This is a genomic window from Nonomuraea fuscirosea (genome assembly GCF_003001935.1).
Taxonomy (GTDB): Bacteria; Actinomycetota; Actinomycetes; order Streptosporangiales; family Streptosporangiaceae; genus Nonomuraea; species Nonomuraea fuscirosea.
Window position 1 is genome coordinate 95,784 of record NZ_PVNG01000008.1, and the last position, 23,578, is coordinate 119,361.

The following is a 23,578-nucleotide window of genomic DNA, read 5'->3' on the forward strand; positions in this document are numbered from 1 at the left end:
GAGCCGCCGGTCAGGCGTGTCCGAGCGCCATCCGCAGCGCGCCCGAGGGGTGGCCGGCGCGCCAGGCCACGTGCTGGTCGGGGCGGACCAGGGCGAGCGGCTCGCCGGGCAGGTCCACCACGCGCAGCGGCACGCCCAGCTCCCGCGCCTCCGCCACCAGCACGTCCGCCCCCGGCGCGCCGCGGTCGCCGACCAGGCTGAACGCGGGCCCGAGCCGGTCGTACAGGGACTCACCCGGCGTGAGCCAGCGGTGCGGCAGGCGCTCGCCGCAGCCGGGCGCGACGATCGGGGAGCCCGCGTAGGTGTAGCCGAGCACCAGGTCCAGGCTGTGGAACTCCCTGTCCTTGGTCCTGCGCACCGCCTCCGCCACGGCCGGGCGCACCCGCTCGAACTCCTCGTCGGGGCCCATCAGCGCCGGATCGGCCAGCTCTGGAGCGAGGGTGGACATGTTCGCGGCGGCGGTCTCGATCGTGTCGGCGGCGATGGGGCGGCGCTCCCTCTCGTACGTGGCCAGCAGCGCCTCCGGCGCCCACCCGCGCAGCACGGCGGCCAGCTTCCAGCCGAGGTTGACCGCGTCCCCGATGCCGGTGTTGAAGCCGTGCCCGCCGTAGGGCGGGTTCTGGTGCGCCGCGTCACCGGCCAGGAACACGCGCCGGCTGGCGTACCGGTCGGCCAGCAACATCCGGGCGGTCCACGGGTCGGTGGCCAGGATCTCCACCTCGATGTCGGCCCCGGCCAGGTTCCGCACCAGCCGGACGGGGTCGGCGTCCTGCTCCCGCACCCCCTGCGCGATGCACCACCAGGTCTCCTTCAGGTCCAGGCGGCCGACCATGCCGGGCTGCTCCGGGTTCAGCACCCAGTAGTGCACGGCGGGGCCGTGCGGCATGCGCTCGGCCAGGCCGGGGGCGCGGAAGACGATGTTGTAGTTGGGCCTGGCGTCCTGGCGGCCCTCGTACCGGGAGCCGATCGCCGCCCTGGTCACGCTGCGCGGGCCGTCGCAGCCGACTACGTACCGGGCGCGTACCTCCTGCTCGGCGCCGTCCGGCGACGCGATCCGCACCGTCACCCCGTCGGCGTCCTCGCGCAGGCCGGTCACCCGCCGCCCGGTCAGCAGCGCGGCACCGACCGCCTCGCGCAGCACCTCCTCGACCAGCGGCTGCGGCGCCTGCTGGCCGGACTCGGCGGCCAGGTCGGAGCCGACCAGGTCGAGGCCGAAACAGCCGCCGATCCTGGTGATCTCCCGGCCGAGCAGGCTGTCCACGAACACCGCCTGGTCCGACCACGACACCGCCAGCGGCGCCCGCGCCCGCAGCGTCTCCGCCAGCCCCCACCTGCGCAGCAGTTCCATCGAGCGGGCCGAGGTGGTCTTCGCGCGGGGGCGCAGCCACGACACCTGCTCGCGCGGCTCGACGACCAGGCATTCGACGCCCTGGTACGCCAGCTCGACGGCGGTGGCCAGGCCGACGGGCCCGCCTCCGGCCACCAGCACCGGTACGGAGTCGGGCACGTGCCGAACCAGGTCCATGGACGTCCTATTCGTCAGGATGATGAGAGGTATATTCCTGACGCCGTACGGCCCGCGTCAATGCGGCCATGATTCTGGTACGACCGCACAACGATTGAAGATCGCAACTAGAGGACCCGGGTCCCGATCAGTAGCGTGCTAGCAAAAACCGGGACCATCCAGGGGACTGCATGAGCGAGACCTCGACGATGCCGCTGCACATGCGGCGGGTGGAGTTCGATCCGGCGCCTGAGCTGGCGGCCGCGCGCGACGAGGAGCGGGTCAAGAGGGTACAGACGGCGTTCGGAGCCGACGCCTGGCTGGTGACGCGGTACGCGGACGTACGCGAGGTGCTGGGCGACGCCGAGCGGTTCAAGGTCGCCCCGCAGACCATCGCGCGGCTGCCGGGAGCGCCGCCGATGACGGAGGAGCAGCTCGCCAAGGTGCGCGCGGGCAACCTGCTCGGCCTCGACCCGCCCGAGCACACCCGGCTGCGCCGGATGCTGACGCCCGAGTTCACCATCCGCCGCATGCGCCGCCTCGAACCGCGCATCGACGCCATCGTCAACGACCACCTCGACGCCATGGAGGCCGCCGGGTCGCCCGCCGACCTGGTGCCGGCGTTCGCGCTGCCGATCCCGGCGCTGGTGATCTGCGAGCTGCTCGGGGTGCCGTACGAGGACCGGGAGGACTTCCAGCGGCGGACCAACAGGATGCTCGACATGAGCGTGCCGGGCGAGGAGCGGATGATGCTCCAGTTCCAGCAGCGCTCCTACATGGAGGGGCTGGTCGCCCGCATCCAGCAGGACCCGGGCGAGGAACTGCTGGGCATGCTCGTCCGCGAGCACGGCGACGACCTGTCGACCGACGAGCTGGTCGGGATCGGCGGGCTGCTGCTGTTCGCCGGGCACGAGACCACCTCCAACATGCTCTCCCTGGGCACGCTCGCCCTGCTGCGCCACCCCGAGCAGCTCGACCTGCTCAGGAAGGAGCCGGAGCGGATCGACGCCACGGTCGAGGAGCTGCTGCGCTGGCTCAGCATCGTCAACTCGGGCACCACCAAGGTCGCGACCGCCGACACGGAGATCGGCGGGCAGCCGATCGCGGAGGGTGACCTGGTCCTCGTCTCCCTGCCCGCCGCCAACCGGGACAAGGGGCTCATCCCCGACGCGGACACGTTCGACCTCACCCGCGGCGCCCCCGGCCACGTCGCCTTCGGCCACGGCGTGCACCACTGCCTGGGCGCCCCGCTGGCCCGCATGGAGCTGCGCACCGCGCTGCCCGCCCTGCTCCGCCGCTTCCCCGGGCTGCGCACCACGGACAACACCCCGCAGTTCCGCACGTCCAGCATCGTGTACGGCATGGCCTCCCTGGAGGTGGCCTGGTGACGCGGACGCTTCGGCGGGCCCGCCCTTAGCGGCGGCACTTCGGGGAACACTGTCAATGTAGGCACGCGGCTCTTAGCGGAGACGGCGATGACAGGCGAAGACGGCCGGCAGCCGACGGTGTCCAGGCGGGACCGGCCCCGGGCCCGCGAGCTCAGCGCACGGGAGCGCGACGAGCAGGGCGGCACGCGCGACCGTGCCGCCACCGAACGCGACGAGGCGGCGCGGCGGCGCGACCTGCGGGCCACCGCCAGGGACGAGGAGGCGCTGCCGCGCGTCCGGCGGCTGGAGCGGCTCCGCCAGGAGAACGACGAGCACGACCGCCGGGTCCACGACCTGCTCTGGGAGGCCGAGCGCCGCGACCGCGCGGCCGAGGAACGCGACCGGGCCGCCGCCGACCGGCACCGGGCGCAGGCCGAGCGGGGCGAGGGCACCGACGAGCTCTGGCGGCTGCTGGCCCTGGACCGTGACTCGGCGGCGGCCGACCGGGAGCGGAACCGGCTCGACCGCGCCGCGATCCGCGCCGAACTTGCCGCCCTGCGCGACGACCGGGTCCAGCTCGAACGCGAGCAGGGACAGGAGCGGCGCGTCGCCGCGCTGGATCGCTCGTCGAGCGCGGACGACCGCCGGGCCAGCGCCCGCGACCGGCAGGACGGCGCCCACGACCGCCACGCCAGCCTGCTCGACCGCCTCGCCAGCGCCCGCGACCGCCGCTACGCCCGCCTGTACCGGTTCCGGACACGGGAGGCCCGGCCGGATTACGCCGGCTACTACGTCAGATGGACCTTCAGCCACGCGCGGACCGACAGAACCCCCTGGCCCCGGTCCCGCTGAGCAGCCCACGTCGGAACGTGAAAGACAGCGGGTGGCCACGGAAACAAGACGGTGCCCGGAAGCGATGAACTGTATGACCTGCCGTCGATGCGCGGGCTCGTGCGCCGAAGACACGGTCGCGGGGCGAGGTACGGGCTGCCCCGTGAGACCTCGGACGATGCCGAGGCAGCTGGGTGAAGTGAGGCGAAGGGGGAATACCTTGGCCGATGACCTGCCTGCTCAAGCTCCTACGGGCGGCTCCGGTGACGACGATGCGGGACGTCGCGCTCGCATTCTCGGAATCGCGGTGGTCTTCACCAGTGTGGCAGGCGTCCTGCAGTGGTTCATCGGCGATGACGCCGGGTTGGTCCGGCGGCTGACGGGCCTGCTCGCGACCGCTGTCGCCGCGCTGTTCACCTTCGTGGCGTGGGAGCGAAGCGTCGCGCGCCGTCGCCGCGCGGCAGTCGGCTTCTGCACCGCCGCGGTGGTCATGACGGGTGTGGCCGCGATAGTCCTGTGGAGTGCGTCCCCACCGGCGGAGTCTCCACCTGCCGCGGCCCCGTCGAAGGATGCGCCCCCACCGTCGCCGCTGGCGATATTCACCCTGGCCGGCGATTTCCCGGCGGCCGTGTCGGACGAATTGGCCAGCTATCAACGACCGATGTACGCCGGGGACCTCGTCGTCACGTCGGACGGGAACCTGCTCGCGACCAGCGGAGCCACCATCGAGCGCATTACGCGGGACCGCGCTGTTGAGCTCGTGGCCGGTCGGCCCTTCGTCCACGGCACCACCGGTGACGGCGGAGCGGCCCTGGACGCGACCTTCGACTCCCCGGCAGGCGTCGCCGTCCGCCCTGACGGAGCCGTCGTCTTGACGGACGACCGGGCTCAGGCGCTCCGGATCGTAAGTGAGGACGGGAAAGTCAGCAGTATCCCGGCGGTCGGCGAGGACGAACTTAAGGCCCCCGGCGGCATCGCTGTGACCGCTGACGGCCGCACTGTGGTGGCGGACTTCGGCGGCCATCGGGTGGTGGCCGTCGACGACGAGGGACGGCTCACCGTGATCGCGGGGACAGGGTTCGCCGGCTTCGGTGGCGACGGCGGGCCGGCAGTGGCCGCACGGTTGAGGGAACCTTCTGATGTCGAGGTTCTTCCTGACGGATCGTTGATCATCGTGGACCAGGGGAACGCTAGGATCCGCCGGGTCTCCGCCGACGGGACGATCGACACCATCGCCGGAGCCGGGCCGAAAAAGGGCCGCCAGGGGAGCGGCCTGCCCGCGACCGCCAGCCGGTTCGGCGGGGCGATGGACGCGGCGGTGCGCCCTGATGGCGGCATCCTCATCGTCGACACGGAGAGCGATTTGTTACGCACGATCGCCGCCGACGGCACCCTGCGGACTCTCGCCGGCGATCGGACCCCGGTGGATCGTGGCGACGGCGGTCCTCCCGAGCAGGCCGGCCTCGCCGATCCGAGCTCGGTCGCCGTCGCGCCCGACGGGGTCGTCTTCGTGGCCACCGCCTCCCGCGTACGCGCGATCGGCCGACCCGAGCACTTCGGCAGGTGGACCGCGACGCCGACCACCGCCCAGAAGGTGGAGAAACCAACGTTCAGCGGCTGGTTGTGGCAAGGACCGGGCATGGCTGATCTACTCCTGCGCTACTTGGCCGAGCATCAGCACGAGACCGTCTATCTGGACGTTCGCATCGAGGCACCGGACAAGAAGATCTCCTCTTACGAGGAAGGCAGTAACACCATCCAGATCCCGGACGCCTGCAGTGCCGGCGGGAGCGGACCCGGCCCCGGGGAACTCGCCTGCGATCAGGACTACCTCACCGTGCACGGTGATCCCGGCGCCTTCGCCTACGAAAGCGGGTGGTTCGTCCTGCGCGGGGACTACCGCTGGCGAGGCTCCTACGGCCCTCGTGGCGATATGGATTCCCACGGCCCGACCCAGGCCTCGATGTACTACGCCCTCGAATCGGCGTGACGGCACCTGCCGCCCTCGGCCGGGCGCGGCAAGCGACTCACTTGCGGTGGCGGAGCGCCGTTCGCACGGCGGTGTAGATGATCAGCCAGAGGATCGCCACGAAGAGCAGGAACTGGATGATTTCAGGGAGACCGAGATTCATGCCCGCATCCTAGGGTTTCCGCGGTTGAGCATCCGTTGATTATCGGTGGAACCAGGCAGGCGGGGTCCTACGCGGCCGGGCGCAGGGTGTAGCCGACGCCGCGGACGGTGTGGATCATCGGCTCGCGCCGGGCGTCGATCTTTCTGCGCAGGTAGGAGATGTACAGCTCGACCACGTTGGCCCGGCCGCCGAAGTCGTAGGACCAGACCCGGTCGAGGATGTGCGCCTTGCTGAGCACCCGGCCGGGGCTGCGCATCAGCAGGCGCAGCAGCTCGTACTCGGTGGGCGAGAGCCGGATGTCCACGCCGTCCCGCCGCGCCCGCCGGGTCCGCTGGTCAAGGGTGAGGTCCCCGACGACGAGTCGGAGAGCGGGCGGGCGGCGCAGCAGGCCGTGCAGCCGGAGGACGACCTCCTCCGCAGTGAACGGTTTCGTCACGTAGTCGCCGGCCCCCGCGCGCAGCCCGGCCAGCCCCTCGTCCAGGCGGTCCGTCGTGGTCAGGTACAGGACGGGCACGCCGGGCAGCCTGACGTCGGCCGCGCCGGGCATGGTGGCGTCGAGCACGACCGCGTCGGGGCGCGCGCACCGGGCCGCGCGGGCGGCCGCGCCGCCGTCGTACGCGCCGCGGACCCGCCACGACGCCTGCCGCGCCAGCGTGGAGCGGAGCCTCGTCAGTGCGGGCTCGCCGGCCACGACGAGGATGTCGGCGGCACCGCCGGGCCGGCGCACGGGCTGGGCGGAAACGTTCGCGCTGGACGTGTGCATGCTCGTGACGATGACGCCCTTGCATGAGCGTTCGATGAACGCCGCTTAGTAATCCGCTGTGAACCGTGACCGGCACCCTCCGCGCCTTCATGACGGGCCGCCCGGCGGGGGCTTTACTCGGAACAATCCACCCCTAGAGTAATCGAATCACTACTCAACGTTACGATGGCGAAGTTCGCTCATCTATCACTCCAGGGGGCTGGAAAATGACTGACGAGACCCGGGCCGGCAAGGTCGGGACCGACACGGCCGAGGAGTCGGCGCTCGACGGTGAGGCCGTTCTGCTGCACTCTCAGGACGACCCGGTGGCCTCCGCCGCCGTCGACGCGGCCGTCGAGACGGAGCTGCTCGACGACGCCCCCGCCCGTCAGGTGGCCGACGCCAGGCGGGAGAGCGAGCGGCAGATCGCCGCGCTCACCCCCAAGGACCAGGAGCGGGTGCAGCGGATCCAGCGTGAGCTGCGCACGATGGGCGCCGACGTCTGGCCGGTGGCCAGGTGGTGGGGTTACGAGATCCACCTGAACGAGTCGGCCGCGCTGCTGGCCGCCGAGCTGCCGCAGCTCATCGGCGAGAGCGCGGGCACCGTGATCGGCTCCTGGCTGGCGCCGATCGTCGAGCGTTCCGTGCGGGCCAGGTCGGAGTGGATCGCCTCGATCGCCCGCCCGTACGGTGTCCGGCTCGTCTCGCCGTGGACCGCGCCCGGCATGCTCGTACCGGCCCGCCAGGACGGCAGGCCCGCCGGTGAGGCCGGCCTGCGCTGGGCGGTGCACGAGCCCGGCGAGGGCTGGAGCCGCGATCAGCGCTTCGTCGACCACTTCGGCGGGTCGAGCCCCGCCCTGGCCCAGTTCCAGGACCGGCTCTTCCTGGCGCACCGCGGCAAGGCGGGCGACTCCAACCTGTGGTGGACGGTCTACGACGCCGAGCAGGGCTGGAGCGACGACGAGCGATTCCCCCGGCACCTCAGCGCCGCGGCCCCGGCGCTGGCCGCGTACGACGGGCAGCTGTTCTGCGTGCACAGGGGCGCCGGTGCGGACGAGTCGCTGTGGTGGACCCGCTGGGACGGGGCTAGCTGGAGCGACGACGAGCGATTCCCGCAGCACTTCAGCCGGACGGCTCCGGCGCTGGCGGCGTACGACGGGCAGCTGTTCTGCGTGCACAGAGGCGCGGGCGCGGACGAGTCGCTGTGGTGGACCCGCTGGGACGGCGCCCGCTGGAGCCAGGACCAGCGGCTGCCTGGCCACTCTTCGCGCTCGAACCCGGCGCTGGCCACCTACCGCGGCCACCTCTACTGCGTGCACCGCGGCGCCGGCGGGGACACGGCGCTGTGGTGGACCCGTTGGGACGGCGGGAAGTGGAGCGCCGACCAGAAGCTGCCCGCGCACCACACCACCGAGGGCCCGGCCCTGACCGTCTACAAGGACCGGCTCTACTGTGTGCACCGCGGCGCCTCCGACCAGAGCCTGTGGTGGAGCAGCTTCAACGGCTCCGGCTGGCTCCCCGACGAGCGGCTGCCCGACCACCACAGCGCCGAGGGCCCGGCCGTCATCGCCTACCGCGACAAGAACGCCACCCGCGACCAGCTCCTGTGCGTGCACCGCGGCGTGCGCTGAACGCCGAGTGCCGGCTCGCGCGGCGAGCCGGCACTCTCCTTCGCCGCTCTACCAGCCGGCCAGCTGCTCCAGGAACCACTCGATCAGCGGTGCCGACACCGCGCTGTGCTCCGTGTCGGTCGTGTCGCAGCAGAACGCGTCCAGCTGCGTCTCGTCCTTGGGCAGGTCGCTGAGGTCCAGGTGCAGGTCGGCCTGCCACTGGTACGGGTCCCTGGCCAGGGCGACCGCGCTGACCGCCGGGACGAAGCAGCTGCTGCGGAAGCGCGGCTCGATCGTCAGCCCCATCGCGTCGGCGAGCCGGCCCCACGCGTCGAGCGTGCCGCCGGGCGCTCCGTCGAACGCCGGGACGTGCGAGGTGGCGCTCGTCCACACCGGGGCGCCGAAGCGCACGGTGCCGATGTTCTGCAGCTCACCCATGTCCGGCTGGAAGCGGGCGACGAGCTGCAGCGCGTCGAGGTTCAGGTCGAAGACCGGGGTGCCGGCGGGCAGGCCGTTGCCGACACCGTGGCCGGTGCCGTTGGCCATGCCCAGCTTGTACGGGCGCATCGGGAACCAGCCCACCCTGCGCAGATCCTCGATCCACTCCTGGCGCAGCGCGTTGTCCGTCACCGGGCCCGAGTAGTCGGCGTTCTGGACCCAGCCCCACAGCTGCTGCTGCGCGGCGGGGCTGCGGATCAGCTCGGCCTGGCCGGGCCCGTCGGAGCGCGGGTCGAGCGCCTCGTGCAGGTAGGCCAGCTGCTGGAGCACCAGCGGGATCCAGGCGCCGAGGTGCGGGCTGTCGTAGGAGAAGTACTTCTCCGTCTGGTGGTCGATGCGCTCGTTCTCCATGCGGGCCAGCGCGTACCTGGTGATCAGGCCACCCATGCTGACGCCGCCCACGACGAGCTGGTCGTCGCCCCAGCGCTCGTCGATGGCGCGCTGCACGGCGGTGACCGCGACGGCGGCGTTGGCCTGGATGGCGATGTGCCGCTGGTCGAAGCCCAGCAGGATGACGTCGATGCCCAGCGTGCTGAGCTGGTCGAGGAAGCCGGGCTTGCCGGGCGCGTACGGCTTGTTGAAGTGCCGCCACAGCTCGTCGAGGTCGCTCGGCCCGTAGTTGAAGCCGTCGGCCAGGATCAGCGGCCTGGTCAGCGCGTCGTGCCCCTCGGCCAGGTGCACGGCGGCGCGGCCGGTGGCCAGGCGGCCGTGGTGCGGGCTGTCGCCGACCAGCTCCCAGACCTGCTCGGGCGGGCGGGCCTGACCGGAGCGCTCCGGCGGGGCGGCGAACCAGACGCCCTGGTGGCCGAGCGCCTCGGCGATCCGCTCGACCTGTTCGGCGGACAGGCTGCTCTCGATCCCGTGGGCTCTGGTCTCGACGTCGATTCTCGGTTCCTGCGGCATTTCGATCCTCTCGCTTGCGGAGGGGCCACCTGGGGCCACTGAGCTCACCATACGGTCACTCTCCGTGATTGATCGCGGACGACACGTGATGCCGCATTAGGGTGTTTTCGCAGGTCAAGCGGGTGTACGGCGGCCCATGACGGTCAGGCCCGACAGGGGCGGGGTTCCTGCTCCCCGCACGGGGGTAGGCGGCTGCGTGGAGGGGCCGACCGGGGAGGAGTCTCGATGTCTTCCATGTCCTTGATCGACAAAGAGTGCGTCCGTCAGCTGCTCGAATCAGGCCATCCCGACGCCACGCTGGTGTTCGTCCGCGGTGACTGCGTGGTGCTGCCCGCATCGGACGTGGACGAGGCGCACAGGGGCCTGGTCATCGCGCGGCGTGACGAGGTGATCGCCCAGTTGCCGGCGGGCGAGCCGACGGAGGACGAGCTCGACCGGCTGGCCATCCGGCTCGACAACGTCGTCCGCGACCTGGGCGCCTGAGAACGGGGGCGTCCGCGGATCGGGTGGGTGGCGGCGGGTGGTCAGGCGCTTTCGAGGTACTGCAGCACGGCCGCCACCCGCCGGTCCGTCCCGTCGGTCGGGGCCAGGTCGAGCTTGGCGAAGATGCTGCGGATGTGCTTGTGCACGGCGCCGTCGGTGACGAACAGCCGCTCGGCGATGGCCGCGTTGCCGAGCCCCTCCGCCATCAGGGCGAGCACGTCGCGCTCGCGCGGGCTCAGCCGTTCCAGCCGGTTGTCCGGGCGGCTGCGGGTCAGCAGTTGCGCGACCACCTCGGGGTCGATGGCGGTGCCGCCGTCGGCCACCCGGTGCAGCGCCGTCAGGAACTCCCCGACCCGGCCGACCCGCTCCTTGAGCAGGTAGCCGAGGCGGGAGCTGCCGTGGGAGAGCAGATCCGTGGCGAACGCCTGCTCGACGTACGCCGACAGCACGAGCACGGCGAGCCCCGGCAGCCGCCGCCTGGCCTCGACGGCGGCCACGATGCCCTCGTCGGTGTGGGTCGGCGGCATGCGTACGTCCACGATGGCGACGTCCGGCTTGTGCGTGTCCACGGCTTCGAGGAACCCGGCGGCGTCGGGGGCGGTGGCCACCACGTCGAGCCCTTCCGCGCGCAGCAGCAGCGCGAGCCCTTCGCGCAGCAGGGCGTCGTCCTCGGCGATCACTATCCGCATGGAAGGCTCACATTCATGGTGGTCGGCCCGCCCGTGGGGCTGGTCAGCGTGAAGGTGCCGTCGAGCGCCTCGGTACGGCGGCGGATCCCGGCCAGCCCGGACCCGCCGTCCTCGACGGCTCCGCCGCGGCCGTCGTCCACGATCTGGATGCGCAGCCGGTCGTCGGTCCGCCGCACGGTCACGGTGGCGCGCCGGGCCTCGCTGTGCTTGGCGATGTTGGTGAGGGCCTCGGCCACCACGAAGTAGGCGGTGGCCTCGACGGAGACCGGGCAGCGCCCCGGCACGTCGGCGTCGACCTCGCACGGCACGGGGCTGGCCGCGGCCAGGCCGCTCAGCGCGTCGGCCAGGCTGCGATCGGCCAGCACCGGGGGCAGGATGCTGCGCACGACCGCGCGCAACTCGGACAGCGCCTGCTCGGCGGCGTCCTGGGCTCGTTCGAGCACGGCGTCGGCAGTGGACGGGTCACGTGCCAGCGCGCGGCGGGCCGCGCCCAGCAGCACGTTGACCGCCACGATCCGGTTCTGGGTGCCGTCGTGCAGGGACCGCTCGATCCGGCGCAGCTCCGCGGCGTGCGCGTCCAGCGCGGCGGCGCGGGTGGCGGTCAGCTGGGCCACCCGCAGGGCCAGGTCGGTGCCGGGGTCGGCGGCCAGCAGCCGGCGGCCGGGCCACGCCTGCAGCCGGGCCATGCCGGGGATGAGGGCCAGGGCGAGCCCGAGCCAGAACAGGCTCATCGGGCTCACCAGGAGTGCGCTCGGCAGGTCGTCGGCCGGCCAGATCTCCAGGATGGCGCCGGCCCGGTCCTCCGGACCGAGCAGCGGCCAGTAGAGCGGGAACACCAGGTCGAGTGCCGCACGGAACGGCAGCGTCAGCCCGATCGCGCCCAGCAGCAGCCCCACCGTGGCGTGCCAGGCCAGCCAGAGCAGCTCGCGGCCGGTGGCGGGCTGCCTGATGGCCGTCCGCCAGTCGGGGGGCACCGGATCCGGGTTGATGATCTCCGGGCCCCAGCGGGACAGCCGGGCCCGCTCCCTGTTGGCGACCGTACGCAGGCCGCGCAGGGAGGTCGGCACCAGGCGCAGGCCCACGCCCGTGAGGCAGAAGGGCAGGACGGCGGCCAGCCCGATCAGCGCGATGAGGGCCAGGGCGCTGGTGCCCATGCCGCCCACGAGGTGTTCCAGCCCGTCGAGGGTGGTGCGGGCGCGGGCGAACACGTCCCACGAACGGGCCCGCCGCCGCCCGGTCGCCGGGTCCTGGGCCTGCATCCGCACCTCCTTCGTCCGCTCAGACCCTAGGACAAGAGGTGCTGCATCGGGCAATCACCGGCCGAAAAGTACAGCTGGCTGTACCTCCGACTGTCCCGCTGCTGGGATCGTCTCGGCTCGCGCCGCTCCGTAGCGTTCTCGGTATGACAAACCGATCAAGGAGGGCATGATGACCGAGCACGGCACTGAGGCCCGTCCCGCCGGCGCCCTCGCCCGCGTACGCCGCCCCGTTCTCTGGCTGCTGCTGGCCGTCTTCGCGGTCTGCAACGCGGTGTCGTCCATCGCGGACGTCAACGTGTTCATCGGGGTCGGGTTCGGCCTGGCCACCCTGGGGTGCGCGGCGGCGCTGATCGCCCAGCACTACGAGACCCGCAGGGGCGGGCGGACCTGAGGACTTGCGGATCGGCCGATCCTGGTGTCGGATGCCGGACGACAAGTACCGATTTCGCCGGAGGGGCCGAGCATGCCGGAGCGCACCGAGGTCGTCGTCATCGGAGCCGGCCCGGCCGGCCTGACCCTGGCCAACCTGCTGCGGCAGGCGGGCGTCGCGTGCGTGGTGCTGGAGCGGCAGAGCCGTTCCCACGTGGAACGGCGTCAGCGCGCCGGCGTGCTCGATCACGCGGCGACGCGCGTCTTCGAGGACTGGGGCCTGGCCGAGAGCGTGCTGGCGGGCACGCACCGGGACTCCACGATGGAGATCAGGGTGGACGGCGAGCCGCGCTTCCTCGACGTGGTCGCGCTGGCCGACGGCAGATCGGGCCGGATCGTCCCGCAGCAGGTCCTCGTCGGCCGGCTCATCGCGGCCTTCGAGGCGGGCGGGGGAGACCTGCGCTTCGACGCCGCCGAGGTGAGCCCGCGCGGGGTCGAGGGTGACGCCCCCGTCGTGTCCTACCGGGATCAGGACGGCACCGTACGCGAGATCGCCTGCTCGTACGTGGCCGGCTGCGACGGCCACCACGGCGTCAGCCGGGCGAGCGTCCCCGAGCAGGCGCTGACCACGTACACCTACGACCACGGCATCGGCTGGTTCACGGTGATGGCCGACGTGCCGCCGCCGCGGCACCCGATGTTCGCGATCCACTCGGCGGGTTTCGCCGCCCACTTCCCGAGGGGGCCGCAGGCCAGCCGCTTCTACCTGGAGTGCGCGCCCGGCGACGCGCTCGACGGCTGGGACGACTCCCGGATCTGGGCCCAGTTACGGCTGCGCCTCGGCGACCCCGGGCTGCCCGAGGGGCCGATCACGGAGAAGGCCGTGGTGGACATGCGCAGTTTCGTCGTCGACCCCATGCGGTACGGGCGCCTCTTCCTGGCCGGGGACGCGGCCCACATCATCACCCCGATGGGCGGCAAGGGCATGAACCTGGCCATCGCCGACGCGGACGTGCTGGCCCACGCGCTGCGGGCGGCGCTGCGCGAGGGGGACGACGGGCCGCTGGAGGCGTACTCGGCCACGTGCCTCAAACGGGTGTGGAACCACCAGGAGTTCTCGCGCTGGCTGACCGAGATGACCCACGAATCCGGTGACGCGACGCTGGCGGGGCCGTTCCGGCGGGAGCTGGCCAGGGCGCGGCTGGAGCGGCTGTTCAGCTCGGGGGCCGCGGCTCGGGCCTTCGCCGACCTGATGGCCGGCGGGTAACATTTCCCCTTCTAGGGTCATGTTGCACTATGTGGGGATATTTGTGGATAAAACCTCTCAAGATCTGCCTGATCAGGAAATCTACATCCGCAAGGAGCTGCAGCGGCTGCGCGACAGCATCGACAACCTCGACGCCGCGCTCGTCCATCTGCTGGCCGAACGCTTCAAGTGCACGCAGGAGGTGGGCCGGCTCAAGGCCGAGTACCAGCTTCCTCCGGCGGACCCCGACCGGGAGGCGGCCCAGATCCGCCGCCTGCGCGCCCTGGCCGAGGAGTCGAAGCTCGACCCCGTCTTCGCCGAGCGCTTCCTAAACTTCATCATCGCCGAGGTCGTCCGGCACCACGAACTGATCGCCAGCAATCACGCCGCGGCCCGCGACAACTGACCCGCGACGCGGGGCCCGCCCCCCGAGCGCCCAGGGGTCCTGAGCATCCCCGGGCCCCGGGCTTCAGACGCGGACCACGGCCTCAGACGCGGACCACGGCTCAGGCGCTGGCCCCGGCCTCAGGCGTTCACCAGGGCGACCTTGACCGCGCGCGGGTCGTCGCCGACGAGGGGGACGGCGAAGACGGCCGTGCGGTCGCGGGCGCCGTACACGACGAAGCGCAACCCGTCCTCGTCCCATGTGTCGCGCACGTCCGAGGTGAGCTGGGCCGAGGCCGAGCAGTAGGCGGGGCTGCGGCGCAGCAGGTGCAGCGACGCCTCCAGCGGAACGCTCCCCGTGGGCGCGAGCGCGAGCGGCCGGCGCAGGCGGATCAGGAGGCGGCGCAGCGGGACGAGCCAGTAGCGGTCCAGCTCCGACGACAGAGCCAGCAGGGCCGCGATCTCCGCCAGGACCACGACCTCCGGCAGGCCGCCCGGCAACGTGACGGCCGGGACGAGGCCGGGCGCCGCCGCGAGCAGCACGGTGATCAGCGCGGCGGCCAGCAGCAGTCCCGCGCGGGCGAAGGACCGCGCGTCCACGGGCTTGGCATGAGTGCCCAGACAGCCGCACGACGCGGTGGGCGCGGCCACGTGGGCGTAGGTGAGATAGGCGAGGAAACCGGCCGACAGCAGCGCGGCGGCGACGCCGTCGAAGAGGTGGGTGGGTGGCAGTAGCAGGGCGGTGGCCACGGCGACTTCGGCCAGGCCGACGAGCCGCAGGACCGGGACCGCGCGCGCCGGGCCGGTGAGCCGGGCCAGAGCGGTCTGGCCGGCCTGTGCCCGCATCCGCCGGCTGAGCAGCTTCATCAGGCCCGCCCAGAGCAGGAAGAAAGCGATCACGTACGGCTGCGACGCGGCGATCCCGTTCATGAACTGCCTCCTAGTGCGGGGAGAAGACCGTTGCGATGTCCACTTCGTTCGTGTCCGGCCGCCAGGCGCCCAGGATCTGCACGTGCTGGCTCACTTTCAGCATCGACAGGTCCTCGGTGGGCGGCGACTCGGAGTGGATGGCCACCGACTTGCCGGCGACGACGTGACACAGCACTTCGTGGCCGTTGTGGTCGAGGTGGAGGGTCTGTCCGGTGATGTTCTTGATGTGACCCTTGATGTTGACGATGTTGAGCCACACGGACTCGGCGGCCAGCATTCCGTCCGGCATGCGCACACCCCTGGCGTACAGGCCGTCGCCCGGCTTGGCCTGGTCGAACGCGACGGGTCCGAGCTTCCACAGGCTCGTGCCGTCCACCACCCTGATGGTGTGGAAGACCAGGTTCGAGCCCAGGACGAGCAGCGTGTTCTCCTTGATCGAGCGGATCCGGCCCTCGGCGAAGTCGGGGTCGGGCGCGCCCGGCTCGACCTTCTGCGCGGGCGCGGGCGCGGTGGCGGCGAACGCCGCCTCGGGCCCCAGTGAGCCCATCGCGGTGGCGGCGACGACGCTCGCGCCTCCGCCGAGCACGGCGGACCTGAGCACATCTCTTCTGCTGCGCATCTGCCCCGCCTCCTCAGGCCGTCGAGATCTCGGCCGGACGCAGGCCGGAGGAGAGGCTGGCGATCTGGCTGTAGGCGGCGGGGGTGAGGTCGATCAGCCGGTTGCTGGCGCAGGTCGCGCCGCAGCAACTGCGCTCGCCGCAGAACAGGTCCGTCTGCGGGCCGCAGTCGGCGATGGCGGTGACGACGCTGCTTCCGCTGCACAGGGCCGTGATCCGGTGCCGGAACCCGCAGGTACGGCGGGACAGGCCGACGCCGCAGCTGTCGGGGCGGGTGATGGCCCAGCAGGCGTCGGAGGTGTTGGGCCAGGCGTGCTGGAGGTTGCCGGAGTTGCAGGTGCCGCAGGCTCCCTTGCCGGTGCTGCTGCACGGGCCCCATGCGGTGCCGCAGCAGAACCAGGAGACCTCTCCTTGGACGGGGCCGAGTAAGTCGGCGGGCGGGTCGGGGGCGGTGCTTCGCGCCATGGCGCGTCCTCCTTGGGTGAGCTCTGGACGATCTCAGCGAGGGGTGTGAAGCTTTCCGACTCGATCTACAACTACCATGTAAGGATTTTTCGTCAATGCCCGATTTTCAGGCGCAGAACTCGGTGATCGTCGCGGCCAGCACGTCCGTGACCAGTTCGACGGAGGCGATCTCGGCCCACTCGGTGTCGGCGTGCGCGCCGCCGCCGTCCACCCCGAAGAGCAGGCACGGGATCCCGGCGCGGGCCAGCAGGGCGCAGTCGGTCCAGAACGGCTCGGCGCGGATCACCGGCGGCCGGCCGAGCGCCCGCTCCACCTGCCGCAGCAGCACCCGGGCGATAGGGGATTCCTGATCGGCCTCGAACGGGTCGCGGTGCAGCCCGCCGCGCAGCTCGTAACGGAAACCGGGGACGGTGGCGGTCAGCCGGTCGAGGATCTCGGCCAGTTCGGCCCGTACGGTCTCGGCGCTCTCACCGGGAACGGTACGCCGCTCGACGGTGATCCGGCACCTGGCCGGATATGTCGATGGGCCCTCCCCGCCCTCGATCAGCGAGGCGTGCACGGTGCCGGGCCCCAGCAGCCGGTGCCCGCCCGAGGCGGCCAGGCGCAGGCCCAGCTCCTCCAGCGCGACGAGGAAGTGACCGGCCTTGGCGATCGCGTCCACGCCCAGGTCGGGGCGCGAGCCGTGGGCGGCCAGGCCCAGCACGTCGATCTCGAACCAGGCGAACCCCTTGTGCGCGAGCGTCACCTCCAGCAGGCTCGGCTCGGTCACGATCGCCGCGTCGGCGGTGAAGCTCTCCAGCACCTCCTCGGTGCCGGAACTGGCGTGCTCCTCGTCGGCCACGCAGGCCACGATGACGTCGCCGCGCAGGGGGCCGGCGGCGGTGGCGCGGGCGGCGGCGGCCATCATCGCGGCCACGCCGCTTTTCATGTCGAAGGCGCCGCGGCCGTGGATCCGGCCGTCCTCGACGCGCGGGGTGAGCGGGTCGCCGTCGTAGGTGCCGTACGCGACCGTGTCCAGATGGCCGTTGAGCATCAGCGACCGCCCGCCGCCGGTGCCGCGCGCCACGGCGACCAGGGACGGGCGGCCGGGCCGTCGTTCGAGACGGTGCAGCTCGAAACCGCGCTCGCCCAGCCACTGCGCGCAGAGGTCGGCCACCGCCGACTCGCCGGCGCCGCCGGGTGAAAGGTCGGGATTGACCGAGTCGACGGCGATGAGACGTTCGAGCAGCGGCAGCGGATCGCCGGAGGGCGGTCCTGCGGGTGACCCGGTGGGGGGTGTGGCGGGTGGTCCTGGGGGTGGGCCGGTGGGCGGTACGTCGGGTGGCACGACGGGCGGCATGGCGGGCCTCCTGGGGGATCCAGGCCCATCATGCCGCACCGCTTCCCGGCGGCCCCGCGCAGCTCAGGTGGCCTGCGAGTTCTGCGCCGTCTGGTAGACGGCCATCGCCTCGTTCCCGAAGAACGGGCCGAACATGAAGTTCGGGGCGAAGTTGTAGGTGAAGCTGTTGAGCGAGTTCAGCCAGCCGAGCCCGGTGGCCGGGTCGAAGCCCTGGAACCACGGCCCGCCGCTGGATCCGCCCGTCATGTTGCAGCGCAGCCCCTGGTCGTTGGTGGAGACGGTGTCGTTGAACGCGCGCCCGCTGCAGTAGATCAGCTCGGAGCCGTCGAACGGATCGGCCGCCGGATAGCCGAAGGCGAAGTTCTGCCGCTGCCTGGGCTGGTTGAACGCCACCCCCTGCCCGCCCACGACGTCGGTCAGCGTGCGGCCGTTCAGCGGCGCGACCACCACCGCGGCCACGTCGAAGTTGATGTCCTCGCGCGCGTTCCACTGCGGCGTGGTGAACATCTCGCTGGCCACCCAGGTGCCGAACGGGCGCCGGCCGTCGTCGAAGGCCGGGACGAACGCCCAGTTGCGGTGCGCCGCGCCGTTCAGCTTCACACAGTGTCCCGCCGTGATCACGACGCTCTCGTTCGCGCTGGTCACGGCCGAGCCCGAGCAGGAGGAGTTGCGGCCGTCGGCGGTGGTGAAGAAGACCCGGCCGGTGGTGCGCACGACGGCGCCGCCGTCGGTCCACTGCAGGCCGGGGCTGTTGGCCACCGCGGCCCGCAGCCTGCCGTTGCTGTCGCCCGTCGTGCCGCGGGTGGCCCACGGTCTGCCCTGGGACGGTGTGCGGGTCCGGACTCCACGCCGGGGCGCGGGCGCCTCCAGCGGTTGCGCGGCGACCATGCGACGCGGGGTCCAGTACTGCGAGACGGACCTGCGCTCCGACCAGGAATCCGTGGCCGACCAGGTGACGGGCCTGCTGGGGTCGGCCTGGGCGGCGCCCGCGGGGACGAGGGAGCCTGCCAGGGCGAGCACGAAAGTGGAGAGCAGGGCGACTCTGCGGTGCATACGTACCTCCTGAAACGCGGAATCTGCCGTAGGGAGGTACGTACGGCGCGATCCATCCGCCTCAACGCATGCACATTTAGATATGGCGACATACCTGTACGAAAGCAGTCGCGCACGGAGGGTAAGTTTCGGTTCGCCGCCCGGAGCCTGTTCTTTCTTTGCCGAATAGGCGTCGATTGATGAAGCTTTTTCACCACTCTTTTCCCGGTACGGGAAATTCGACTACGGCGTGGCGTTGTCATCTCGCTCGCGGCAACTGTAAGCATCGTACCGGTCTGGCGACTATAGGTCGCATGCGGAAAGGAACGGTAATGTTCACCCCACTGAGCGAAATGGCGAAGCCCGCCCTGCGCGGTCTCCTCGCGGCGACTCTGGCGGTCACCATGGCACCGGCGGCGAGTGCCGACTCCAAGGACGACGACCACCACCACCGCACCAGTGACAGAGGCTTCGTCGATCACCACGATGACGACGACGACGGGGGAAGGAACTGCAGGCCACGCACCTTCTTCCGGATCCACCAGATGTCGCCGCGGAACTTCTACCTGCCCCGCACCCGCTACATCGACGGCCCCGGCGGCTCCATGACGGTGTCGGTCACCCGTGAGGCGGAAATCACCGCCTTCCTCGAGACGGAAAACGAGAAGGGCAAGGACTTCTCCAAGACCATCGACACGAAAACCGTCGTCGACCATTTGCGCCGGCTCGGGCTGCCGCACCTGGAAGAGCGTCACATGGTCTTCTCCGGCCATGAATACACCAAGGAAATCAGCGACGGAATGTACGGCAACATGTGGTACCGGGTCTTCGGTTACCGCGTCGGCTGGTCGGCCTGGTCGGTGCTCGGCACCTGTGAGCGCAACAAGGTCGCGGCGGGCATCGCCAGCGTGCCGTCCCGCGTCGAGGGCTGGCGCTACTGGGAGACCAAGCACCCGATGTTCAAGCGCCGCAAGCTGTCCGTCAAGTAGGGGGAGAGGCTGAGGCGCAGGTCAGCGGGGATAGCCGGTGGGTTTCCGGGTAGAGCGTGACTCAGTCCGGTAGTGACCGGACGCGCAGCCGTCCGGTGCGCCGAACCTCACGGACTTCATGAGGGGGAACACCATGGCCATCCAGCGATATCTGGGTCTCACATCGTTCCGACTTCCCATGCTCCGGTTCCCGGAGCCGCCTCCGGGCGGCGAGAACGAGAGCTCCAGCCGCGCGCGGCGCCGTCGCCGTCGCCGCCGCTGAGCCGACAGCGCTGGAGAGGTGAGGGCGTCCGCCCTCACCTCTGGCGTCTCGGCCGATGCCGCTCTCCCGCCGGATGCTTCCGCCATCTCGGCCGGGAGAACGCGGCCGTGTTCTTCGTCAGGAGAACGCCGCCACGGCGATGCCCAGAGCCCGCTGGTTCTGGCCCGAAGCCTTGGCGTCCGTGGAGTTGACCGAGTAGACGAGCGTCCTTTCCAGGTCGCGCGTCGCGCCGACGCCGGCGGAGTAGCCGTAACGGGCTCCGGTCTTGCCGTACGCGACGAGCCCGCCGGGCAGCACCAGCCTCGTCATGCCCGAGGTGTAGACGGCCGGCTGGTCGCACGCGCCGAACATGGTCACGTCCGGCACCGTGAACATCGGCTCCAGCTGGGCCGGCGGCACCACCTTCCCGGAGAACAGCGCCCTGACGAACTTCTCCAGGTCCGCGGCCGTCGAGATCAGGTCGCCCGAGGCCCAGGTCGAGGTGACGCTGGTCTCGGTCATGTTCACCACATACCCGTCGCCGTACGGGACGGCGTCGTCGAAGCCCTCGGGCACGGACTGGTAGCCCTCGTGGTGCGGGCCGCGGACACGGACCGAGGCGCCGGGCAGGTAACTGTCCTTCATGCCCACCGGGCGCAGGATCCGGGTGGTGACCTCGCGCTCGTACGACCTGCCCGTGACCCGCTCGATCAGCAGCCCCGCCACGAACGTGTTGGTGTTGAGATAGTGCTGCGCGGTGCCGGGGGTGAACTCGATCGGGTTACGCACGGCCAGGGCCACGTACTCCTCGGGGGTCCACTTCTTGAACCTGGTCCGGTAGGCGTACTCCAGCGTGCCGGGCACGGCCGGCGCGGGCAGGCCGCTGGTGTGGTCGAGCAGCTGGCCGACGCGCACCTCCGGGTACGAGGCGGGCAGCAGTCCGGGCAGCCGGTCCTGCACCGTGTCGTCGAGCGACAGCCTGCGCTCGGCCACGAGCTGCAGCACCACCGCGGTGGTGAACATCTTGGTCACGCTGCCCGCCCGGAAGCGCGCGCCGGCCGCGGCCTTCCGCTTCGTCGCCAGGTCGGCCACCCCGCGCACCGCCCGCCACGAGCCCTTACGGCCGCCCACCCGGACGATCGCCGCCGTGGCGTCGGCCGCGGGCAACCCGGCGATCGACTCACGCAGCGCCGCCTCGTTGATCGGCGGCACCTGCACCGGCGGGTCGGCCGGCGGGGCACTCGGGTGGGCCGGGCCGGCGGTCGGCGCCGGACATGGCGTCGGTGTGGGCGTCGGTGTGGGCCTGGACGTGGGTGCTGACGTGGGTGCGGACGTGGGTGTGGCGGCCTGGGCGGGTGCTCCGACGAGCAGGGTGGCGAGGGCGAGGCCGGCGGCAGCGGTCTTCATCATGGTGAGCTCCAGGTGCTGTGGGATGCGGCAAGCCTGCTGCGCGCACCCCTCTCCGCGGATCGCCGGTACGAGCCATTCGTGCTCGCCCCCGAGAGGGAGCCGCCGGATCCCTCTCACCGGCGATGCCCTTCCCCCGTCCCGCGAGGAGGATGTCGCACCATGAGCGCTGGATCCGCCTTCCCGGCCGGACGGGCAAAATGGGGCGTTATGACCGAACCGCGGTATGTCACCCGGCTCCGCGGCTGGGTGGCCACGCTGCCCCCGACGCTGGTGGACGGCGCGCTCGCGGCGCTCGTGCTGGCCGCGCAGCTGTGGCCGTTCGTCAGCGCGGACAATCCATGGGGCCGGCCGTGGCACTGGTGGGGCTACACCGTGGTGGTCGCCGCCGCGATCCCGCTGATCTGGCGCCGCCGCGCGCCCGTGGCCGTGCTGCTCGGCGTGCTCGTCCCGACCGGCTGCTACGACTTCGTGGACGAGGTGGTGCGCCAGCCCATCTGGTACGGCAGCCTGGTCGCCTTCTACACCGTGGCGGCCCACAGCGCCCGGTGGATCCGCCGGCTCATGTTCGTCGTCACGATCTCCGGCGGCCTGCTCGTCGTCGGCTCGTCCGAGACCGCGTTGCGGGGAATCGTGCTCTTCGTCGCCGCGTACGCCATCGGCCGGGCCGCGGCCGCCTCCCGCGCGCACACCGCCGCGCTGGAGGAGCGCGCCGCTCAGCTCGCCCGCGAACGCGAGGCCGAGGCGGAGCGGGCCGCCGAGCGGGAGCGGGCCAGGATCGCCCGCGACATGCACGACATCCTCGCCCACGCGGTCAGCGTCATGGTGGTCCAGGCCGAGGCCGGGCCCGTCGCGGTGGCCGCCGCCCCCGACCGGGCCGTGGCCGCCTTCGACGCCATCGCCGCCGCCGGGCGCGACGCCATGGACCAGTTGCGCCGCATGCTGAACGTGCTCAAGGAGGAGCAGGGGCCGCGCGGGCCGCAGCCGACCATCGCCGCGCTGCCCGCCCTGGCCGAGCAGGTCAGGGCCGCCGGGGTGCGGGTGACCTGCTCCACGTCCGGTGAGCCGGGAGCGCTGTCGCCCGACGCGGAGGTGGCCGCGTACCGGATCGCCCAGGAAGCCCTCACCAACATCGTCAAGCACGCGGGCGCCGCCCGCGCCGCCATCTCCCTCGCCTGGCAGGACCACGCACTCATGATCGACATCACCGACGACGGAGGTTCCGCCGCGAGCGGCCGGGACCAGGAGCTGCCCTCAGGGGGCAACGGCCTGATCGGCATCCGCGAGCGCGCCGCGGCCTGCGGCGGCAGCGCGGTGGCCGGCCCGCGCGAGGACGGGCCCGGCTTCCGGGTGCGCGTCGTGCTCCCGCTGGCGGCGTCATGACGCTCCGCGTGGTCGTGGCCGACGACCAGGAGCTGGTACGCGCCGGGTTCAGCATGATCCTGGACGCCCAGCCGGACATCGAGGTCGTCGCCGAGGCGGGGGACGGCGCGCAGGCCGTCGCCGCCGTCCGCGAGCACCGCCCCGACCTGCTCCTGCTCGACATCCGCATGCCCGTCATGGACGGCATCGAGGCGGCCAGGATCGTGTGCGCGGACGGCGGCTGCCGGGTGCTCATGCTGACCACGTTCGACCTGGACGACTACGTCTACGACGCGCTGCGGGCGGGCGCCGCCGGGTTCCTGCTCAAGGACGTGCGCAGGGACGACCTCGTGCACGCCGTACGGGTGGTCGCGGCCGGCGAGTCGCTGCTGGCCCCCTCGGTCACCACGCGACTGATCGCCGACTTCACCTCAAGAGCGCCCAGGCCCGCCGCGCCGCCCTCGGAGCGGCTGGCCGTGCTGACCGGGCGCGAGCGGGAGACGCTGCGGATGATCGCGCGCGGGCTCTCGAACGCGGAGATCGCACGGGAGATGGTGGTCAGCGAGCACACGGTCAAGACGCACGTCAGCAACGTGCTGACCAAGCTAGGGCTGCGCGACCGGGTCCAGGCGGTGATCGTCGCGTACGAGACGGGGCTGGCGATCCCCGGCGAGCTCGCCTGAACCCTTGGGAGTCGGCGGTGGCCGGCGAGCCGGGTTGAGATCTTCACCCGTGGACCTGACCTGGTGATCGGGCTAGGGTCGGATCGCTTCGCGAGACCCGCGAACGATCACGCGACCGACGGGAGTGCGCCATCCACGCCGAACCGATCACCCGCCTGCTCCTGGGGCTGTCCGTCCCGCTCGCCCTCCTCGTGGCGGCGCCACCCGCCCGCGCGGACGTCCCGATGTGCCTGCCCGAGACCCGGGTGTGCGCGGGCCTCGACGACGGCCGCTTCGCCTTCACGATCCGGCCGCGGCCCACCACGCTCGCGGTGGACGCCACGGTCAACGGCACGCCGGTCACCGGCAGCCTCACGCACTTCACCGGCGACGACCACGTCCAGGGCTGGTACGAGCCCTACCCGCCGCTGGTCCCCGGCGACGTGATGTGCCTGGCGATCACCGCGCCGGAGGTGCCGCCGGGGCCGTACTGCGACACCGCGCCCTAGATTTTTTT

Annotated in this window: 23 protein-coding genes; 12 read left to right on the top strand and 11 right to left on the bottom strand. The window is 71.9% G+C overall.

Annotated features, from left to right (window positions below; genetic code table 11):
- Positions 1-10 precede the first annotated feature (10 nt).
- Entirely contained in the window at positions 11-1,525 is a 1,515-nt protein-coding gene (locus B0I32_RS19595) for an FAD-dependent monooxygenase (protein ID WP_106241256.1), read from the bottom strand.
- Between the two features lie 170 nt (positions 1,526-1,695).
- Between B0I32_RS19595 and B0I32_RS19600 the strand changes: the two genes are divergently transcribed.
- The 3 genes from B0I32_RS19600 to B0I32_RS19610 all read left to right on the top strand — a co-directional run bounded on the left by B0I32_RS19600 (position 1,696) and on the right by B0I32_RS19610 (position 5,692).
- Positions 1,696-2,892, top strand: coding sequence for a cytochrome P450 (locus B0I32_RS19600; protein ID WP_106241258.1), 1,197 nt, complete (start codon positions 1,696-1,698; stop codon positions 2,890-2,892).
- A gap of 87 nt (positions 2,893-2,979) precedes the next feature.
- Entirely contained in the window at positions 2,980-3,723 is a 744-nt protein-coding gene (locus tag B0I32_RS19605; protein WP_106241261.1) for a hypothetical protein, read from the top strand.
- 199 nt (positions 3,724-3,922) lie between these two features.
- Positions 3,923-5,692 carry an NHL repeat-containing protein gene (locus B0I32_RS19610; RefSeq protein ID WP_146178229.1) on the top strand — a complete coding sequence of 590 codons (1,770 nt, stop codon included), beginning with the start codon at positions 3,923-3,925 and terminating at the stop codon, positions 5,690-5,692.
- Between the two features lie 209 nt (positions 5,693-5,901).
- Here the strand turns inward: B0I32_RS19610 and B0I32_RS19615 are convergent, their stop codons facing one another.
- Positions 5,902-6,597: a response regulator transcription factor gene (locus B0I32_RS19615; protein ID WP_106241266.1), complete on the bottom strand. Its 696-nt coding sequence runs from the start codon at positions 6,595-6,597 to the stop codon at positions 5,902-5,904.
- A 206-nt stretch (positions 6,598-6,803) separates the two neighbouring features.
- On the opposite strand from B0I32_RS19615, the gene B0I32_RS19620 reads away from it, so the two are divergent.
- A complete protein-coding gene (locus B0I32_RS19620; protein WP_106241268.1) occupies positions 6,804-8,207 on the top strand; it encodes a PLL family lectin in 1,404 nt (467 codons plus the stop codon).
- A gap of 48 nt (positions 8,208-8,255) precedes the next feature.
- On the opposite strand, the gene B0I32_RS19625 is transcribed toward B0I32_RS19620, so the two are convergent.
- Entirely contained in the window at positions 8,256-9,587 is a 1,332-nt protein-coding gene (locus B0I32_RS19625; RefSeq protein ID WP_106241271.1) for a hypothetical protein, read from the bottom strand.
- 225 nt (positions 9,588-9,812) lie between these two features.
- On the opposite strand from B0I32_RS19625, the gene B0I32_RS19630 reads away from it, so the two are divergent.
- The gene (locus B0I32_RS19630) at positions 9,813-10,070 is read left to right on the top strand and encodes a hypothetical protein (RefSeq protein ID WP_106241274.1); all 258 of its coding nucleotides are present in this window, start codon (positions 9,813-9,815) and stop codon (positions 10,068-10,070) included.
- Positions 10,071-10,111: 41 nt separating this feature from the next.
- Here the strand turns inward: B0I32_RS19630 and B0I32_RS19635 are convergent, their stop codons facing one another.
- Both B0I32_RS19635 and B0I32_RS19640 read right to left on the bottom strand, forming a co-directional pair.
- Entirely contained in the window at positions 10,112-10,759 is a 648-nt protein-coding gene (locus tag B0I32_RS19635; RefSeq protein ID WP_106241276.1) for a response regulator, read from the bottom strand.
- Positions 10,750-12,018: a sensor histidine kinase gene (locus B0I32_RS19640; RefSeq protein WP_106241278.1), complete on the bottom strand. Its 1,269-nt coding sequence runs from the start codon at positions 12,016-12,018 to the stop codon at positions 10,750-10,752. Before B0I32_RS19640 ends, B0I32_RS19635 begins: the two co-directional genes overlap by 10 nt.
- 166 nt (positions 12,019-12,184) lie before the next feature.
- Between B0I32_RS19640 and B0I32_RS19645 the strand changes: the two genes are divergently transcribed.
- The 3 genes from B0I32_RS19645 to B0I32_RS19655 all read left to right on the top strand — a co-directional run bounded on the left by B0I32_RS19645 (position 12,185) and on the right by B0I32_RS19655 (position 14,039).
- Positions 12,185-12,409: a hypothetical protein gene (locus B0I32_RS19645; RefSeq protein WP_219911898.1), complete on the top strand. Its 225-nt coding sequence runs from the start codon at positions 12,185-12,187 to the stop codon at positions 12,407-12,409.
- A 72-nt stretch (positions 12,410-12,481) separates the two neighbouring features.
- Positions 12,482-13,654, top strand: a complete 1,173-nt coding sequence (locus B0I32_RS19650; protein WP_106241280.1) for a 4-hydroxybenzoate 3-monooxygenase — start codon at positions 12,482-12,484, stop codon at positions 13,652-13,654.
- A gap of 19 nt (positions 13,655-13,673) precedes the next feature.
- Positions 13,674-14,039, top strand: a complete 366-nt coding sequence (locus B0I32_RS19655; RefSeq protein WP_106241283.1) for a chorismate mutase — start codon at positions 13,674-13,676, stop codon at positions 14,037-14,039.
- Positions 14,040-14,158: 119 nt separating this feature from the next.
- Here B0I32_RS19655 and B0I32_RS19660 read toward each other — a convergent pair whose 3' ends face one another.
- The 5 genes from B0I32_RS19660 to B0I32_RS19680 form a co-directional block, all read right to left on the bottom strand.
- On the bottom strand, positions 14,159-14,947 hold the full coding sequence (locus B0I32_RS19660; protein ID WP_106241285.1) for a MauE/DoxX family redox-associated membrane protein: 789 nt from the start codon (positions 14,945-14,947) through the stop codon (positions 14,159-14,161).
- A gap of 10 nt (positions 14,948-14,957) precedes the next feature.
- Positions 14,958-15,566 (bottom strand): cell wall protein, encoded by a 609-nt coding sequence (locus tag B0I32_RS19665; protein ID WP_106241288.1) that lies wholly within the window; start codon positions 15,564-15,566, stop codon positions 14,958-14,960.
- Between the two features lie 13 nt (positions 15,567-15,579).
- Positions 15,580-16,029 (bottom strand): RlpA-like double-psi beta-barrel domain-containing protein, encoded by a 450-nt coding sequence (locus tag B0I32_RS19670; RefSeq protein ID WP_106241291.1) that lies wholly within the window; start codon positions 16,027-16,029, stop codon positions 15,580-15,582.
- 106 nt (positions 16,030-16,135) lie between these two features.
- The gene (locus tag B0I32_RS19675; protein ID WP_106241294.1) at positions 16,136-17,368 is read right to left on the bottom strand and encodes a M20/M25/M40 family metallo-hydrolase; all 1,233 of its coding nucleotides are present in this window, start codon (positions 17,366-17,368) and stop codon (positions 16,136-16,138) included.
- A gap of 63 nt (positions 17,369-17,431) precedes the next feature.
- Positions 17,432-18,421, bottom strand: a complete 990-nt coding sequence (locus B0I32_RS19680; protein ID WP_106241296.1) for a trypsin-like serine peptidase — start codon at positions 18,419-18,421, stop codon at positions 17,432-17,434.
- A 311-nt stretch (positions 18,422-18,732) separates the two neighbouring features.
- Between B0I32_RS19680 and B0I32_RS19685 the strand changes: the two genes are divergently transcribed.
- Complete coding sequence (locus B0I32_RS19685) at positions 18,733-19,389, top strand: hypothetical protein (RefSeq protein ID WP_106241298.1); 657 nt, start codon at positions 18,733-18,735, stop codon at positions 19,387-19,389.
- A 379-nt stretch (positions 19,390-19,768) separates the two neighbouring features.
- Here the strand turns inward: B0I32_RS19685 and B0I32_RS19690 are convergent, their stop codons facing one another.
- On the bottom strand, positions 19,769-21,040 hold the full coding sequence (locus B0I32_RS19690; RefSeq protein WP_106241300.1) for a serine hydrolase domain-containing protein: 1,272 nt from the start codon (positions 21,038-21,040) through the stop codon (positions 19,769-19,771).
- A 207-nt stretch (positions 21,041-21,247) separates the two neighbouring features.
- Here B0I32_RS19690 and B0I32_RS19695 point away from each other — a divergent pair, with 207 nt between their 5' ends.
- From B0I32_RS19695 to B0I32_RS19705, 3 genes are all read left to right on the top strand, one after another.
- A complete protein-coding gene (locus B0I32_RS19695; RefSeq protein ID WP_106241303.1) occupies positions 21,248-22,420 on the top strand; it encodes a sensor histidine kinase in 1,173 nt (390 codons plus the stop codon).
- The gene (locus tag B0I32_RS19700) at positions 22,417-23,082 is read left to right on the top strand and encodes a response regulator (RefSeq protein WP_106241306.1); all 666 of its coding nucleotides are present in this window, start codon (positions 22,417-22,419) and stop codon (positions 23,080-23,082) included. Before B0I32_RS19695 ends, B0I32_RS19700 begins: the two co-directional genes overlap by 4 nt.
- Positions 23,083-23,273: 191 nt before the next feature.
- Entirely contained in the window at positions 23,274-23,570 is a 297-nt protein-coding gene (locus B0I32_RS19705) for a hypothetical protein (protein WP_146178230.1), read from the top strand.
- Positions 23,571-23,578: the final 8 nt, after the last annotated feature.

Bases quoted from the DNA above. Each gene is read 5' to 3' on its own strand.
- B0I32_RS19595 (WP_106241256.1), bottom strand. From the start codon at position 1,525: ATGGACCTGGTTCGGCACGTGCCCGACTCCGTACCGGTGCTGGTGGCC.
- B0I32_RS19600 (WP_106241258.1), top strand. From the start codon at position 1,696: ATGAGCGAGACCTCGACGATGCCGCTGCACATGCGGCGGGTGGAGTTC.
- B0I32_RS19605 (WP_106241261.1), top strand. From the start codon at position 2,980: ATGACAGGCGAAGACGGCCGGCAGCCGACGGTGTCCAGGCGGGACCGG.
- B0I32_RS19615 (WP_106241266.1), bottom strand. From the start codon at position 6,597: ATGCACACGTCCAGCGCGAACGTTTCCGCCCAGCCCGTGCGCCGGCCC.
- B0I32_RS19620 (WP_106241268.1), top strand. From the start codon at position 6,804: ATGACTGACGAGACCCGGGCCGGCAAGGTCGGGACCGACACGGCCGAG.
- B0I32_RS19625 (WP_106241271.1), bottom strand. From the start codon at position 9,587: ATGCCGCAGGAACCGAGAATCGACGTCGAGACCAGAGCCCACGGGATC.
- B0I32_RS19630 (WP_106241274.1), top strand. From the start codon at position 9,813: ATGTCTTCCATGTCCTTGATCGACAAAGAGTGCGTCCGTCAGCTGCTC.
- B0I32_RS19635 (WP_106241276.1), bottom strand. From the start codon at position 10,759: ATGCGGATAGTGATCGCCGAGGACGACGCCCTGCTGCGCGAAGGGCTC.
- B0I32_RS19640 (WP_106241278.1), bottom strand. From the start codon at position 12,018: ATGCAGGCCCAGGACCCGGCGACCGGGCGGCGGCGGGCCCGTTCGTGG.
- B0I32_RS19645 (WP_219911898.1), top strand. From the start codon at position 12,185: ATGATGACCGAGCACGGCACTGAGGCCCGTCCCGCCGGCGCCCTCGCC.
- B0I32_RS19650 (WP_106241280.1), top strand. From the start codon at position 12,482: ATGCCGGAGCGCACCGAGGTCGTCGTCATCGGAGCCGGCCCGGCCGGC.
- B0I32_RS19655 (WP_106241283.1), top strand. From the start codon at position 13,674: ATGTTGCACTATGTGGGGATATTTGTGGATAAAACCTCTCAAGATCTG.
- B0I32_RS19660 (WP_106241285.1), bottom strand. From the start codon at position 14,947: ATGAACGGGATCGCCGCGTCGCAGCCGTACGTGATCGCTTTCTTCCTG.
- B0I32_RS19665 (WP_106241288.1), bottom strand. From the start codon at position 15,566: ATGCGCAGCAGAAGAGATGTGCTCAGGTCCGCCGTGCTCGGCGGAGGC.
- B0I32_RS19670 (WP_106241291.1), bottom strand. From the start codon at position 16,029: ATGGCGCGAAGCACCGCCCCCGACCCGCCCGCCGACTTACTCGGCCCC.
- B0I32_RS19675 (WP_106241294.1), bottom strand. From the start codon at position 17,368: ATGCCGCCCGTCGTGCCACCCGACGTACCGCCCACCGGCCCACCCCCA.
- B0I32_RS19680 (WP_106241296.1), bottom strand. From the start codon at position 18,421: ATGCACCGCAGAGTCGCCCTGCTCTCCACTTTCGTGCTCGCCCTGGCA.
- B0I32_RS19685 (WP_106241298.1), top strand. From the start codon at position 18,733: ATGTTCACCCCACTGAGCGAAATGGCGAAGCCCGCCCTGCGCGGTCTC.
- B0I32_RS19690 (WP_106241300.1), bottom strand. From the start codon at position 21,040: ATGATGAAGACCGCTGCCGCCGGCCTCGCCCTCGCCACCCTGCTCGTC.
- B0I32_RS19695 (WP_106241303.1), top strand. From the start codon at position 21,248: ATGACCGAACCGCGGTATGTCACCCGGCTCCGCGGCTGGGTGGCCACG.
- B0I32_RS19700 (WP_106241306.1), top strand. From the start codon at position 22,417: ATGACGCTCCGCGTGGTCGTGGCCGACGACCAGGAGCTGGTACGCGCC.